Consider the following 15,052-nt stretch of genomic DNA (forward strand, 5'->3'; position numbering starts at 1 on the left):
GCCCCGGAAGGGCGGGGCGGGCGTGCCCGGGGTCCGGGCACGCCCGCCCCGGTGCTCAGTCCTGGGCACCCAGCACTTCGGAGACCAGGGCGCGGGCCTCGTCCTGGACTTCGGCCAGGTGTCCGGCTCCCTGGAAGCTTTCCGCGTACACCTTGTAGACGTCCTCCGTGCCGGACGGGCGGGCCGCGAACCACGCGCTGTCGGTGCAGACCTTGAGCCCGCCGATCGCGGCGCCGTTGCCGGGCGCCTCGGTGAGCACGGCGGTGATCCGCTCACCGGCCAGTGTGTCCGCGGTGACCTGCTCCGGGGACAGCCTGGCCAGTACCGCCTTCTGCTCGCGGGTCGCCGGGGCGTCGACCCGCGCATAGGCCGGATCACCGAACCGGGCGGTGAGTTCGCCGTAGTGCTGGGAGGGGGTGGATCCGGTGACGGCCGTGATCTCCGAGGCGAGCAGGGCGAGCAGGATGCCGTCCTTGTCGGTGGTCCACACCCGGCCGTCGCGGCGCAGGAAGGAGGCTCCGGCGGACTCCTCGCCGCCGAAGCCCAGGGTGCCGCCGAACAGGCCGTCGACGAACCACTTGAAACCGACCGGCACCTCCACCAGTTGCCGTCCGAGATCCGCGGAGACCCGGTCGATCATGGAGGAGGAGACCAGGGTCTTGCCGATGCCGGCTCCGGCCGGCCAGCCCTCACGGTGGGAGCAGAGGTAGCGGATCGCCACGGCCAGGTAGTGGTTGGGGTTCATCAGGCCCCCGTCGGGCGTGACGATGCCGTGCCGGTCGGCGTCGGCGTCGTTGCCGGTGGCGATGGTGTACGCGTCGCGCCGCTCGATCAGGGATGCCATGGCGTACGGCGAGGAGCAGTCCATCCGGATCTTCCCGTCCCAGTCCAGCGTCATGAAACGCCAGGTGGGGTCGGCGAGCGGGTTGACCACCGTGAGGTCGAGCCGGTGGCGTTCCGCGATCCGCCCCCAGTACGCGACCGAGGCGCCGCCGAGGGGGTCGGCACCGATCCGGACGCCTGCATCGCGTACGGCGTCCAGGTCGAGGACGGCCGGGAGGTCGTCGACGTATCCGGTCAGGAAGTCGTGCCGTCCGGTGGTGCCGGCGGCGAGTGCCCGGGGGTAAGGGATCCGCCGGACCTCCTTCATGCCTCCCTCGATCAGGGCGTTGGCCCGGTCCTGGATCCAGGAGGTGGCCTCCGAGCCGGCCGGTCCGCCGTGCGGAGGGTTGTACTTGAACCCCCCGTCGGCGGGCGGGTTGTGCGAGGGCGTGACGACGATGCCGTCGGCGAGACCGCCCGTACGGTCCCGGTTGTACGTCAGGATCGCGTGCGAGACCGCCGGGGTGGGGGTGTAGCCGTCGTCGCTGTCGATCAGGACGGTGGCGCCGTTGGCGGCCAGCACCTCCACGGCCGTGATCCGGGCCGGTTCGGACAGGGCATGGGTGTCGGCGCCGAGGAAAAGCGGCCCGTCGGTGCCCTGTCGCTCCCGGTAATCGCAGATGGCCTGGGTGGTGGCGGCGATGTGATCCTCGTTGAACGCCGCCGCGAGCGCCGATCCGCGGTGACCGGACGTCCCGAAGGCCACACGCTGGCCGGCCTCGGCCGGGTCGGGACGCACCGTGTAATAGGCCGTCACCAGCCGTGCCACGTCCACCAGATCTCCGGGCTGCGCCGGCTGACCGGCCCGTTCGTGAACCATCGCTTCTCCTTCGTCCTCATCGGCCGCTCGTGGACCGCCACGGAGCGGACGATCACCACGAGCCGCATCCGATACTGCCTCTTCGGCTGCCCTCCTCGGTACACGGCACGGCAGCCGGTACACCGGGCGAACGGTGGGTCACGGGGTCGTTCCGCGGCGGCCGGCCGGTCCGCGTGGAAAGCGTGACGGCCGGCAGCGGGGCCGGGAACGCCACCCGGGGCGGTCCGCAGATGTGATTCGCGGGCTCGACCCGGCACGCATTGCCGAGCATTTCCGGCAGACGTGTCCGGAGCCGACAGGACACGCGCGAAGCTGTACGACACGGCCCTCATGACGACATTGCCCGAGCCGGAACAGTCATATCCGTCTGACACGCCGCAGAATTCGGGGGACCGGCGACGTCCAGCCTTCCGGAGTCAATGCAAGTGGACGAATGCGCGAGTCATGCGTGTTTTCCCTGACGCGGTCTGCCACAGTGCATTTCGGTTTCACCCACTTGATTTCCGCCGCCACATTTATTGCCGCCGGTGTTCACCCGGACCGGCTCTTCGGGGGCATGTGAAAGAGAGCCGTGTGTGCTGCACAAGAGTTGCACCGACGAACAACGACTGACAGTCCTTCACCTGGTCCAGCCGGTGGAGGGGGGAGTCGCACGGGTCGTGACCGACCTCGTCGCGGCGCAGGTCCGGGCAGGACTGCGGACCGTCGTGGCCTGCCCGCCCGACGGGCCGCTGACGGCCGGTGCGTCGACCGCCGGGGCCCGGGTGTGCGCCTGGCCCGCGGAGCGTGCCCCAGGCCCCGGGCTGGGCCGGGAGGTCCTCACGGCCGGCCGTCTGATCCGTACGTGCGCCCCCGACGTGGTCCACGCCCACAGCGCCAAGGCCGGGCTGGCCGGGCGCCTGGCCGTGCGCGGCCGGATTCCTACGGTCTTCCAGCCGCACGCCTGGTCGTTCGAGGCTCTGGAGGGCAGGTCGGCCGGACTCGCCACGGCGTGGGAACGATTCGGGGCGCGGTGGAGCGACCGCATCGTCTGCGTCAGCGAATCCGAGCGTCTGGCCGGGCAGCACGTGGGAATCACGGCACGCTGGTCGGTGATCCACAACGGCATCGACCTGGACCGCTTCCGGCCTGTCCGCGGTGACGCCGCCGCTTCCGCACGTGCCTCGCTCCCGCTGCCCGGCGGGATCCCCGCCGACGTGCCGCTCGTCGTGTGCGTCGGCCGCCTGAGCCGGCAGAAGGGCCAGGACGTGCTGCTGCGGGCCTGGCGGACGGCAGCGGTGGGCGGCGCGCGCCTGGTCCTGGTCGGGGACGGGCCGTACAGGGACGAACTGCGGCGCACCGCGCCACCCGGCGTGCTCTTCACGGGGGCCTGTCCGGACGTACGGCCCTGGATCCAGGCGGCGGACCTCCTCGTTCTCCCTTCACGGTGGGAGGGGATGGCGCTGGCTCCCCTCGAGGCCATGGCCTGCGGCACCCCCGTCCTGCTGACCGACGTCGACGGGGCCAGGGAGAGCCTGCCGCCCCGGCACCTCCTCCACTGCCTCGTACCGCCGGAGGACCCCGCGGCGCTCGCGGCGGCACTGACCACACTGCTGAACGACCCGGCGCTGCGGGCGGAGCTGGGCCGTACGGCACTGAGCCGCGCCCGGTCGCTCTTCGACGTGAAGAAGACCGCCGGAGCGGTCCTGCGCCTCTACGAGGAACTTGCCGGCCAGTCCCGCCCCACGACGAGGAAGCCCACCGAGCGATGACGACGGACAGCGCGCCTCCCCCCAGAGCCGTCCAGGCGACTGCCGTACGGCGGGCGGTCTCCGCGATCCGCCCACCGCGCGGCGGCAGGGAGGGCCCTCCGGCCCCACGGGCCACCGGAGGCGTCACGCGGCGGCGGGCCCCGGCGGCACTCGTGGCCTCCGACGTGCTCTCGCTCGGGCTGGTCGTGGTGCTGGCCGCCCCCGGCCCGTGGCCACCGGCCGCCGTCCTCCTGCAGGCTGCCGCCCAGGTGCTCCTGCACGCCCACCGGGGCCTCTACAGGCCCGGGTTCTCCCCGTCGGTCCTGGCGGAGCTGCCCGCTCTGGCCGGGCTGGCCGTGGTGCAGTGGTACGTCGCCGCCGAGGCGGTGTCCGCATACGACCCGCGCCTCGCCGCAGGCTGGGCCGAGCTCGGCTGCGCGGCCGGACTCCAGGTCCTGGTGAGCTGCGGGGGGCGTGCCGTCGTCCACCGGACCCGGCTCTGGTCGGCCGGACGCGATCCGCAGTCCACCCTGGTGGTCGGTGACGGTCCGGCCGCCGACCGGGTCATCGCCGTGCTGCAGGAACACACGCGGTACGGGATGCGGCCGGTCGGCCGGGTGCTGGGTTCCGGCGCGGATGCGGGCAAGCCGGCCGGCGGAACACCGCTGCCCGTCCTCACGTCGGTGCAGGACGCCGGCCGGGCGGTCGTGCAGAACTCCGTACGGCACGCCGTCTTCACGGCCCTGCCCGAAGCCTCGCCGGACGGGGCCGAGCTCTTCGCACTGTTCGCGCGGCACGGCTGCCGGGTATGGCTGATCAGCGATCAGGGAACGGCCGCACAGTGCCGGACCCCGCCCCGGCCGGACCATGTGTGGGGCTTCGCGGTCCACCCCCTGCACGCCGGACCGCGCCGTCCGGCGGCTCACCGGGTGAAGCGGGCCATGGACGCCGTCCTGGCCGCGGTGGCCCTGGTCGTGGTGTCCCCGGTGATGGCTTCCTGCGCCCTCGCCGTGCGCGTGTGCGACGGCCCGGGGGTCATCTTCCGTCAGGAACGGATCGGCGGGTACGGACGGCCGTTCGTCCTGTTGAAGTTCCGCACGCTGCGCCCGGCCGACGCCCACGAGTCAGCCACCCGATGGAACGTTTCGGCGGACCGGCGTATGAGCCGCGTCGGCAGGATGCTGCGCAGGACGTCGCTCGATGAGCTGCCGCAGCTGTGGAACGTCGTACGCGGCGACATGAGCCTGGTCGGACCACGCCCCGAACGCCCTTACTTTGTACAGCAGTTCAGCCGGAAGCATCCCGCTTACCGGAACCGGCACCGGATGCCGGCCGGCATCACGGGACTGGCCCAGGTGCACGGTCTGCGCGGTGACACCTCGATCGAGGACCGGGCCCGTTTCGACAACCGGTACATCGACACCTGGTCGCTGTGGCAGGACATGTGCGTGCTGGCGCGCACAGCCGGTTCGGTGTTCCGGCTCGGAGGCAGCTGAACCGTGGCACTCACCGCAACCGCAGCGTCCACCGCCCCGGCGGCCGCCCCGGAGAGGGCGCTCCCTCGCCGGTGGGGCCACCGGTGGCCGTTGCTGCCGCTGATCGCGGCGGTCCTCCTCGTGGCCGTGCCGGCCGAAGGCGCGGAGGCCGGGAGTGTGTTCGGTGTGCCTTCGGCCGATCTGCTCTCGGGTGCGGCCGTTCTCGTCTGTGCGGGCCGTCTGCTGTTCCTGCGGCGGCGTCCGCTCACACCGGCGGCGGCGGTCGTGCTGGGCCTGCCGGTCGTGGGCCTCGCCGTGGCCGCGGTCACTGCCGCGGACCCGGTGGCCGCGCTGCCGGGATGCGTGCGGTACCTGCAGATCTTCGTCCTGGTGCCGGCCGCGGTCCTCCTGCTGGTGAGGGACGCGCGGGGGTTCCGGGCCGTGGCGGGTGCACTCGTCCTGCTGGCGGTCGTCCAGGGCGCGACGGGTGTCCATCAGTACGTCACCGGCTCCGGCGCCTCCTACAGGGGGGAGGACATCCGCGCGGTCGGCACGTTCGGCCCCGGCGATGTGATGGCAATGGCCACGGTCGTCGGTTACGGCCTGGTGGCGGCAGCCGCCTACGCCCTTCGCCCTCCCGCCGGCGCACCTCGCCGGCTCAGGGTGTGGGCCCCCGTCACCGCCGTGCTGCTGGTCGTCCCGCTCACGCTGTCCTTCAGCCGGGGGGCTTGGATCGCGACGGCGGCCGGGACCCTTGCCGTGATCGCGCTGACCGGGCTCCGGCAGGCCGTCCGCGTGCTGGCGGTGCTGGGCGCGGCCGGAATCGTCCTGGTCGGTGGTCTCGGCGTCGGATCCGAGATGATCTCGCAGCGCCTGACCAGCATCACCGAGGTGACCGGTGCACCCGACCGGTCGGTCAACGACCGCTACACCATGTGGGCGGCCGCGGCGGGCATGTGGCGCGAGCGGCCCGCGACCGGCGTAGGTCTCAAGGGTTTCCCGGCGCACAGGGACGGGCACGCCTCGATCGGACTGTCCGCCGGCAGTGACACGGCGGGGGCCGGGCAGGAGTTCCGCAAGCAGCCGCTGCTCTCCCCTCACAACATGTATCTGCTCGTGCTCAGCGAGCAAGGACTCATCGGCTTCACGGCGCTGGCGGGCTCCTGGGCGGCGCTCCTGGTGGGCGGTGTGCGCCGGCTGGTGCTCGCACGGGCACGGAGGGCCGCAGCCGTCGACTGCGGTCTCGCCGCCGTCGGGCTGATGACCTGGCAGACGGTCGACTTCCTGTACGCGGACATCGGCGGTCCCTCCACCGTGCTGACCGGAATCGTGCTCGGCCTCGCCGCGTGGTGGGCACTGGCCGAGCCGGAGGAGGCGACCGCCCGGTGAGCGGGACCGCCACGGATCCGGCCGCGGGGCCGCCCACGCCCGGCGCTCTGGTACGGCCCGGGCGCTTTCTCGCGCGGGCGGCGGGCGGCGCCGCCGGGCTGACCGTGGTCGCTGCCCTGCTGGGGCTGGTCCGGGACCAGGCCGTCGCCCGGCTCTTCGGTGCCAGCCATGCCAGCGACGCCTTCCTGATCGCCTGGACGGTGCCGGAGATGGCGGCCACGCTGCTGATCGAGGACGGCATGGCCCTGCTCCTCGTACCGGCGTTCAGCCTGGCGCTGACCCGACGTGACCGCGGCGGTGACACGCAGGACCCGGTCCGTGCCCTGGTGGCCGACACCCTTCCCCGGCTGTTCGCGTCACTGGCCTGTGCGGGCGGGCTGCTCGTCTGGGGCGCTCCTTGGGCCGTCGGCATCCTGGCGCCGGGGCTGGACGACCCCCGGCTCGCGGTGGACTGCACGCGGCTGACGGCCGTCACGGTGCTCACCTTCGGTATCACGGGGTACTTCAGCGCGGCGCTGCGGGCGCACGGCCGTTTCCTGGCTCCGGCCGGCGTCTACGTCTCCTACAACCTCGGCATCATCGGCACGACCCTGGCGCTGCACTCCGTCTGGGGCGTGCGCGCCGCGGCCGCGGGGGTCGCCCTCGGCAGTCTGCTGATGATCCTCACCCTGCTTCCCACGTTCGTGCGGCTGCTGCCGGGGCGAGGCGGGAAGCCGGTGGCGCGGGAGCACGGTTCCGCCCTGCTCGGCGCGGCGGTCCTGGCACCGGTCGTCCTGTTCGTGGTGAGCCGTCAGTCGCAGGTCCTCGTCGAGCGGTTCCTCGCCTCGTCCCTGCCGGACGGGGCCATCTCCCACCTCAATTACGCTCAGAAGGTCGCGCAGTTGCCGATGGTGCTGTCCATGATGATCTGCACGGTCACCTTCCCCGTCGTCGCGCGGGCCGTGGCGGCCGGGGACCGTGAGGCTGCCAGGAAGCGGGTCGAGCGCGATCTCGCCCTGGCCGGCACCGTGGTGCTGCTGGGTACCGCGATGGTGCTCGGATGCGCCCCCCTGATCGTCGAAGTCCTCTTCCAGCGAGGTGCCTTCGATGCGGCGGACACCGCCGCCACGGCCGGTGTCATGCGGGTCTACGCACTCGGGCTGCTCGGCCACACACTGGTCGGCGCCCTGTGCCGGCCGTTCTTCTCGGCCGGCCGTCCCACCTGGTACCCCCTCTGCGCCATGGGCGCCGGGCTCCTGGTCACGACCGCTGCCGGGTTGCTCCTGACCGGCCCGTTCGGCGTCAACGGCATCGCGGCCGCCAACGCCGCCGGTGTCAGCGTGGCCGCCCTGCTGATGCTTCTGGGGCTGGGTTCACGGGCGGTCGCCGTGCGGGCCGGGGCCGTCGCCGTCTCCCTCGCCCGGCCGGTGGCCGCGGCGGCGGTCGCCGCGGCCACCGGCCGGCTCGTCACGGATCTGGTGGCCGGTCCGGTACCGGGGCTGGCCGCCTGCTGTCTCCTCGTACCCGCGGCGTTCCTCCTCACAGGGCTTGCGCTGCGGGCCCCCGAAGCCGTTCATCTGCTGGCACTCATCCGACAGGGGTTCTCCCATGACCGCTGACACCTCGTCACGCCCTGCCCGTGCTCTCCCCCGCCGGTCCCAGCCGTGGATCCTGACCTATCACTCGGTGAGCGATCCCACGGACGACCCGTACAACATCACTGTGTCCGCCGACCGTCTCGACGAGCAGCTGACCTGGCTGCGGAGCCGTGGACTCACCGGCGTGGGCGTCGCGGAGCTGCTGAACGCGCGGGCCCGCGGGCAACGGGGGCTGGTGGGGCTCACGTTCGACGACGGGTACGCCGATTTCCTCGACGAGGCCTTTCCGGTGCTGCTCGCCCACGGCTGCACGGCGACCGTGTTCGTCCTGTCCGGACGCCCCGGCGGCTCCAACGCCTGGGATCCACTCGGCCCGCGCAGACCGCTGCTGACCGAGGAGGACATCCGCACCGTCGCGGCGGCGGGCATGGAGGTCGGTTCGCACGGGATGCTCCACCGGGACCTGACCGCACTGTCCGACGACGAACTGCGCCGGGAGACACAGGGCAGCCGGGAGACGCTCAACCGCGTCGTCCGGCAGGCGCCGTCCGGTTTCTGTTATCCGTACGGCACGGTCGACCACAGGGTGGTCGAGGCCGTACGGGAAGCGGGATACGCCTACGGGTGCGCCCTCGCTCCCGGTGCCCTCTCGGGCCCGCTCGCCCTTCCCCGCACGCATGTCAGCCACTCCGACCGGGGCGCCCGTCTGTGGGCCAAGGAGGTGCGTCACCGGTTGCGCCACCGCTCCCCCGGCACCGGAGGATGGCCGGGGGACGCCGGGTGAAGGCGCTGCACATCATCACCGGACTCGGCATCGGCGGGGCCGAGCAGCAGCTACGGCTGCTGCTGCGCCATCTGCCGGTGCGCTGCGACGTGGTGACGCTCACCAATCCGGGGGCGGTCGCGGAAGGGCTGCGGGCGGACGGCGTCCGGGTGCGGGATCTGGGGATGAAGAGCAACCGGGACCTGGGCGCCGTGCCCCGGCTGGCCCGGCTCATCCGCCGCGGCTCGTACGACCTCGTGCACACGCACCTCTACCGGGCCTGTGTCTACGGCCGGATCGCGGCGCGTCTCGCCGGGACAACCGTGGTGGCGACGGAGCACTCGCTGGGCCGCGCGGAGATCGAGGGACGGCCGCTCACCCGTGGCACCCGGGAGCTCTATCTGCGCACCGAGCGGCTCGGTGCGGCGACGGTCGCCGTCTCCGACACCGTCGCGGGCAGGCTGCGCGACTGGGGTGTGCCGGCGTCCCGGATCCATACGGTGCCCAACGGCATCGATGTCGCCGCCTTCCGCTTCGACAGCACGCAGCGGCGCGCGACGCGGGCCCTGTTGGGTCTTCCGGGAACAGCCTTCGTGGTGGGAGGCGTGGGCAGGCTGGTCACCGGCAAACGCTTCGACCTGCTGGTCCGCGCCGTCGCCGCCCTCCCCGGTGCCTGGCTCGTGCTGGCCGGGGACGGGCCGGAAGCCGTGCCGCTGCGCACGCTCGCCGCCCGGCTCGGTGCGGCGGACCGCGTCAGGTTCCTCGGTGAGTGCGGCGCCGCGGGCCCCGCTCCGGCCGTTCCCGCGGTCCTCAGTGCCGTCGACATCTTCGTCTCGGCGTCCCGGGAGGAGTCCTTCGGTCTTGCCGTCGTCGAAGCCCTGGCCGCCGGACTGCCCGTGGTGCACGCGGCCTGTCCCGCCGTCGAGGACCTTCCGGCGGGCCGGGTCCCGGGCACCACCCGTATCGGGTCCCTCCCCGGCACGTCCGATCCCACGAAGGAGCTGACGGCCGCGCTGCGGCACCGCATGGGGAGCGGTGCCCGCAGACTGCCGCCACCCCCCGCCGTGGACCGTTACGACATCCGGCTCAGCAGCCGGCGCCTCATGGACGTCTACGCGCAGGCCACCGGCATCGCCCCAGCCATCCCGACCGAGAGAGATCACCCATGACCGACTCGTCCGAGCAGCAGCCCGCCGTCCCTGGACGGTTCCGCAGGCTCCACCCCGCATTCGTACGGCCCAGTTGGTGGCCTCTGCCCGTCTGCGTCCTGCTCGGGGCCGCCTGCGGGCTCTCCTACGGAATGCTCGCCCGGCCCGAATACGCGGCCACCAGCTACGCGATGGTCACGGCCGGCAAGGACATCGATCCGGCGGCGGCGCTGGGGTACGCGCAGTCGTACGGCCGCCTGGCCACCAGTGACGCCACCCTCGCCTACGCCAAGGGGGCCGCCGGCGAGCCCGTGCGCGAACTACGCACACATGTGAGGTCCGAGACCTCCCCCGACTCACCCATGATCGCGGTCACCGGCACGTCGGCCGACCGGAACCGCGCCGCGGACATCGCCAACGCGGTGACCGAGGCCGTGATCGTCAGCAGCGGGCATGTCGCGAAGGAGACCGGCATGAAGCTGATCAAGTTCTCGCACGCCGTGCCACCTGCCGATCCGGTGTCTCCGTCCGCGCCGCTCGGCACGGCCGTGGGCGCCGGCGCGGGCGGACTGATCGGCGGGCTGGCCCTGCTCGTCCGCCCCCGGCCCGGGCGCCAGGAGGTCATGGTCCAGGTTCCGGGCCCGGCCCAGGGTGACGCCACCGGCGAACGGGAGCTCACACGATGACCACCGACCGTCGTGGGCGGCTCGCCGTCACCCTCTGCCGCGATCTTCCGGACTTCGCGGACCTCGCCGCCGAGTGGGACGCGCTGCACCGCCGCTGCCCGACCGCCACGCCGTTCCAGAGCCATGCGTGGCTCCACTCGTGGTGGCTCTCCTACGGGGTCCCCGGCCGGCTCCGGGTCGTACTGGCACGGCGGGGTGGACGGCTGATCGGCGCGGCGCCGCTGATGCTCGTGCACCGCCCGATGCCTCTGCTGGTGCCCATGGGCGGCGCGATCTCCGACTTCTTCGACATCCTGGTGGACGGCGAGGACACCGAGACAGCGATCGGCGCACTGGAGCGCGGCCTCCACCGGACAGCCGCACACGCGGTCGTCGATCTGCGGGAGGTACGGCCCGGCGCCTCGGCGCACCTGCTGTTCGAGGCATGGCCCGGCGTCCGGAGCAGCCGCACGGACTCGACCTGCCTGGAGCTGCCCGCCGAGCCCATCGACGCTCTCATCGGGCGGATGACCGGCTCGCGCGCCCAGCGGACCCGGGCCAAGCTGCGCAGGATCGACGCCCTGGGCATCGAGTGCCGCCCCGTGCCCGTGCACCGGGTCGCGGGCGCGATCGGCACCCTGCTGCGGCTGCACGAACTCCAGTGGCTCGGCAGAGGAGTCAACCCGGAGCATCTGCGGCCCCGCTTCTGCGCACATCTGGTGCGTTCCGCCCGCCGGATGGTGCGCGACGGCGAGGCGTCGGTCAGGGAGTTCCTGCTCGACGGGGAAGTGGTGGCCGCCGACCTGTCGCTCCGGTCCGCGCGGCTGACGGGGGGTTATCTCTACGGCGCCGATCCCCGGCTCAGGGAGAGGAAGGTGGACGTCTCCTCGATGCTGTTGCGCGAGATCGCGCGGGAGGCCGGAGGTCCGGACCGCGGGGTGCTGAGTCTGCTGCGCGGCTCGGAACAGTACAAGAATCACTGGGGGCCCGATCCGGTCGTCAACCGGCGTCTGCTGCTGGCTCGTTCCGCGCTGGAGCCGCTGCTGCGGTCGCGCGGGGCACAGCTGGCCGCACGGGACCGGGCTGCGGAGACGGTGGGGGCCCGGTTCCCCGGCGCGCGTAACTGGCGCGACCTGCTGAGCGGGCTTCCGGCCGCCGGGCTCGCGGCCGTCAGCCGGAGTTGAGCCGGGACGGCGAGTTCGAGATGGTCCGTTACCGTCTGCCGGTTTTCGCGTTGTCAGGGCATACCGGCCGCACGATCGGCGGCCGACTTCGCCCTCTCAAGGAGAACTGATGTCGCGTATCTCGAAGGTGGCCGCCGTCATGGCAGGTACCGGTGCCCTGATCGCCGGCGGTGCCGGCATGGCCACCGCCGACGCCGGTGCGGAGGCCGTCGCCGCGCACTCCCCCGGCGTCCTTTCGGGCAACGCCGTCCAGGTGCCCGTCCACATCCCGGTCAACGTGTGCGGTAACACGGTGAACGTGATCGCCTTGCTGAACCCGGCGTTCGGCAACACCTGCGTGAACGTCTCGGACAGCCACGAGGACACGGGCAAGGACGGCTACGGCCACTGATCTCCCCCGAGGCGCCGCCGGGCCTCCCCTCACCGCCTCCGGGCGGTGAGGGGAGGCCCGGCCCCATTACCGGCAGGGCCGACGCCCCTCAGACGTACCGGTAGAACCGGGTGTGGTCCATGACCTGCGAGGGCGCCACGTCCCACGGCGGCATCGGCTGGTCGAGCGCGAAGATCCGGCCCCGCTGCGGGTCGTCGGCGGGAAGCTCGCCGGCCGGCAGGTAGCCGGAGCGCGGGTGCGCCTTCTGCCAGCGGCTCCAGAGCAGGTCGATGAAGGCATGGTGCAGCCAGAAGACCGGGTCGTCGGGCGATGCCGCACCCGCCATCGATCCGCCGATCCAAAGGTGCACCTGGTTGTGGTTGGCCACCCCGCGGCCGCCTTCGATGCCCCAGCCCTCGATCCTGTTCCGGAAGCCGGTGGTACTGACGCTGTTCCAGGGGGCGGCGTCGTACACCGGGTCGCTCAGCGCGCGGTCCACGTCCGCCGTCCCGGGCAGGGCCACGGGCGCGGAGGGCCGGCCGAAGTTCCGCCGCAGGAAGGGGTCACCCGTGACTCCGGTACGGATACGCCAGTTCCCCTGCCGGTGGGCGAACGGCCCGGTCATCACCTGCCGGTCGCCCGGCCGGCCGTTGCCTCCGAGGAAGTCCTCCGCCCAGAGGGAGGCGCCCGCCGTGTTGTCCTGTGTCCAGTCCCAGTACGGGATCGACACACCGGAATCGACGGCCTGCAGCGCCTCCTCGAATTCCAGCAGGTATCTGCGGTGCCACGGGAAGAAGGACGGGGTCATATGGGCGGGCCGGGGCCCGCTTTCGGCGTCGGTGACGTAGTACTGCTGGTGCAGGGCGACGAAGTCGTCGTAGCGTCCCGAGCGTTTGAGCTCGAGGATCGCGTCGACCAGGCGTTTCTTCTCGGTGCGCGTCAGATCGCGCTGATTCTTGCGGTGGTACAACCGTGCTCAGTCCTCAGGGCTCAGATGGTGTGCGGGGAGACGGCCGGCAACTGGGAGGCACCGAGTTCGTCGACCGCCGCGCGGGCCGTCTCGACGAGCGTCGGGAACGACTCGTAGTGGTTGACGGTGCTGAGATAACTCCCGTCGGCGCGCCTCATCACATGCAGCGCCCTCCCGTCGACGCTGACGTGGATACCGGGTGCCGCGGCGGGAGTTCCGGGCTCGCCGGCGTGCGCCGGGGCGCCGGCCGGCACGACGGCGGTGACCGTCCCCCGGATCTCGCGGCCCTTGTAGAGCTCGTAGAACCGTTCGGGCCCCACGGCGTCGCGCTCCCGCGGACGGCCTTCGGGCTCCGGGCCCCTGAGGAGGACCGGGGCGAGCGCGCCGCCGGTGCCGGCGATCACGGATGCGGTGAAGACGGAGCGCAGCACCGCGCGGCGGGCCGGTCGCGGGGCGCTGGGCGGGTCCCCGCGCGTGCCGGTGGCCGGGTTCATGGTGGATGTACCTCCCTCTCGTCCGCTCCTGCGAGGTGCCTCGCTCGCATGGGCAACGAGACGGAGGGCGGACGGTTCTCCTGCGCAGGACATCACGCGACCGTGGGAATTGTCCGGCTCATCCGGTCGTGTCGAGCGCCGAGTGCCGCCTGCCGGGCAAGCATGGTCCTCCGAACTCCCGGAGGTTGTGCATGCAAGCGCCGACGAACGTGCCCGAGGACCGCGTGCGGGGCACGGTCTCCGCCGATCTGGCCGATCCGACGTTCTGGTGCCTGCCACGGCCCGAGCGCCTGTCCGCGTTCGCCCGGCTGAGAGAGCTCGACGCACCGGTCCTCTTCACTCCTCGGACGGGGTCCCGGACGCCTTTCTACGCGCTGGTGAAGCACGCGGACGTGAGGGCGGCCAGCCGGCAGCCACAGGTCTTCACCAGCTCACCCGGCGTCACCGTTCCGGAACCGGCTCCCTGGGCCAAGGCGGTGTTCGGCAACTCCATGGTCAACATGGACGGCGCCGAGCACGCGGGGTTGCGCAGGACCGTCTCCCGCGCCTTCACGCCGAGACTGCTGGCCGCCGCGGAGGAGAACATCGGTGCCGTCGCCCGGCGGCTGGTGGACGAGGTGATCACCGAGGGCCCGGGTGACTTCATGCGCTCGGCGCCCTCCCGGATGCCGTTCGAGGTCATCTGCGACCTGATGGGCATTCCCGCTCGCCACCGGGCCGGCATCGCCGCCCGGATCGACCACGCTTCACAGTACGTCGGAGTGCGGAGACGTGGCCGCGCCCGGCTAAGGGTCCCGGGGCGTGGGCTGCGTGCCCTGGCCCGCATGCAGATGGAGGTGGCGGGCATCGCCCGTGAGCGGCGTCGCGTTCCGGCGGACGACGTGATCTCGGCACTCGTCCGCGCGGACGTCGGCGGCCAGGCCTTGTCCGCGCGCCAACTCGGCGCGTTCTTCTCGCTACTGCTCGTGGCGGGCGTGGAGACCACCCGGAACGCGATCGCCCACGGAATGGTGCTGCTGACCGCGCATCCGGAACAACGGGCCCTCCTGGAATCCGACTTCGACCGCTACGCCGATGGCGCGGTCGACGAGATCGTCCGCCACTCGACGCCGATCATCCAGTTCCGCAGGACGGTGGCGGCCGAGTGCGTGCTCGGCGGCCACACCTTCCTGCCGGGGGAGAAGGTCGTGCTCCTCTACGCGTCCGCGAACCGGGACGCCTCCGTCTTCGCCGGCCCCGATGTCTTCGACATCACCCGGTCGCCGAATCCGCACCTCGGATACGGCGGCGGGGGCCCTCACCATTGCCTGGGGGCGCATCTGGCGAAACTGGAGATGAAGGCCCTCTTCCGTGAGATGCTCACGCGGCTCGGAGGTGTCCGGGCTTCGGGTGCCCCGGGTCTGATCGACTCGAATTTCGACAACCGGGTGGGCTCCCTCCCTTTCACGTTCGAAATGTCTCACCCGAACGGCCCGCTCTGAATTCGTGCGTGTCGCGAATGGTCTACTCACGGGCTGTCCCACAGCCCGTCGCCGAATCTTTCTCCTTAGGGTCGACAGCGTCGGACAGGCCGCAATCCAAGGAG

General features: G+C 72.2%; 13 protein-coding genes. 10 read left to right on the top strand and 3 right to left on the bottom strand.

What is annotated here, in order from left to right; translation table 11 throughout:
- Window positions 1-55: 55 nt before the first annotated feature.
- Window positions 56-1,702: a phosphoglucomutase (alpha-D-glucose-1,6-bisphosphate-dependent) gene (gene pgm / locus ACF1FZ_RS15610; RefSeq protein ID WP_391773917.1), complete on the bottom strand. Its 1,647-nt coding sequence runs from the start codon at window positions 1,700-1,702 to the stop codon at window positions 56-58.
- A 575-nt stretch (window positions 1,703-2,277) separates the two neighbouring features.
- Between pgm and ACF1FZ_RS15615 the strand changes: the two genes are divergently transcribed.
- From ACF1FZ_RS15615 to ACF1FZ_RS15655, 9 genes are all read left to right on the top strand, one after another.
- Entirely contained in the window at window positions 2,278-3,453 is a 1,176-nt protein-coding gene (locus ACF1FZ_RS15615; RefSeq protein WP_391773918.1) for a glycosyltransferase family 4 protein, read from the top strand.
- A complete protein-coding gene (locus tag ACF1FZ_RS15620; RefSeq protein ID WP_391773919.1) occupies window positions 3,450-4,928 on the top strand; it encodes an exopolysaccharide biosynthesis polyprenyl glycosylphosphotransferase in 1,479 nt (492 codons plus the stop codon). The genes ACF1FZ_RS15615 and ACF1FZ_RS15620 overlap by 4 nt, the downstream gene beginning before the upstream one ends.
- 3 nt (window positions 4,929-4,931) lie before the next feature.
- Entirely contained in the window at window positions 4,932-6,296 is a 1,365-nt protein-coding gene (locus ACF1FZ_RS15625; RefSeq protein WP_391773920.1) for an O-antigen ligase family protein, read from the top strand.
- Window positions 6,293-7,894, top strand: coding sequence for a lipid II flippase MurJ (locus ACF1FZ_RS15630; protein WP_391773921.1), 1,602 nt, complete (start codon window positions 6,293-6,295; stop codon window positions 7,892-7,894). Before ACF1FZ_RS15625 ends, ACF1FZ_RS15630 begins: the two co-directional genes overlap by 4 nt.
- The gene (locus tag ACF1FZ_RS15635) at window positions 7,884-8,657 is read left to right on the top strand and encodes a polysaccharide deacetylase family protein (protein WP_391773922.1); all 774 of its coding nucleotides are present in this window, start codon (window positions 7,884-7,886) and stop codon (window positions 8,655-8,657) included. The genes ACF1FZ_RS15630 and ACF1FZ_RS15635 overlap by 11 nt, the downstream gene beginning before the upstream one ends.
- Window positions 8,654-9,805 (top strand): glycosyltransferase, encoded by a 1,152-nt coding sequence (locus tag ACF1FZ_RS15640; protein ID WP_391773923.1) that lies wholly within the window; start codon window positions 8,654-8,656, stop codon window positions 9,803-9,805. The genes ACF1FZ_RS15635 and ACF1FZ_RS15640 overlap by 4 nt, the downstream gene beginning before the upstream one ends.
- Window positions 9,802-10,470, top strand: a complete 669-nt coding sequence (locus ACF1FZ_RS15645; RefSeq protein ID WP_391773924.1) for a lipopolysaccharide biosynthesis protein — start codon at window positions 9,802-9,804, stop codon at window positions 10,468-10,470. The genes ACF1FZ_RS15640 and ACF1FZ_RS15645 overlap by 4 nt, the downstream gene beginning before the upstream one ends.
- Window positions 10,467-11,633, top strand: coding sequence for a GNAT family N-acetyltransferase (locus ACF1FZ_RS15650; RefSeq protein WP_391773925.1), 1,167 nt, complete (start codon window positions 10,467-10,469; stop codon window positions 11,631-11,633). The genes ACF1FZ_RS15645 and ACF1FZ_RS15650 overlap by 4 nt, the downstream gene beginning before the upstream one ends.
- A 109-nt stretch (window positions 11,634-11,742) precedes the next feature.
- Complete coding sequence (locus tag ACF1FZ_RS15655; RefSeq protein ID WP_391773926.1) at window positions 11,743-12,024, top strand: chaplin; 282 nt, start codon at window positions 11,743-11,745, stop codon at window positions 12,022-12,024.
- 88 nt (window positions 12,025-12,112) lie between these two features.
- On the opposite strand, the gene ACF1FZ_RS15660 is transcribed toward ACF1FZ_RS15655, so the two are convergent.
- Window positions 12,113-12,973 carry a tyrosinase family protein gene (locus ACF1FZ_RS15660; protein ID WP_391773927.1) on the bottom strand — a complete coding sequence of 287 codons (861 nt, stop codon included), beginning with the start codon at window positions 12,971-12,973 and terminating at the stop codon, window positions 12,113-12,115.
- Window positions 12,974-12,993: 20 nt separating this feature from the next.
- Window positions 12,994-13,467, bottom strand: a complete 474-nt coding sequence (locus tag ACF1FZ_RS15665) for a tyrosinase family oxidase copper chaperone (protein ID WP_391773928.1) — start codon at window positions 13,465-13,467, stop codon at window positions 12,994-12,996.
- 191 nt (window positions 13,468-13,658) lie between these two features.
- Between ACF1FZ_RS15665 and ACF1FZ_RS15670 the strand changes: the two genes are divergently transcribed.
- A complete protein-coding gene (locus ACF1FZ_RS15670) occupies window positions 13,659-14,948 on the top strand; it encodes a cytochrome P450 (protein ID WP_391773929.1) in 1,290 nt (429 codons plus the stop codon).
- Window positions 14,949-15,052 lie beyond the last annotated feature (104 nt).

Source organism: Streptomyces sp. NPDC014623, from assembly GCF_043088245.1.
Classification (GTDB): domain Bacteria; phylum Actinomycetota; class Actinomycetes; order Streptomycetales; family Streptomycetaceae; genus Streptomyces.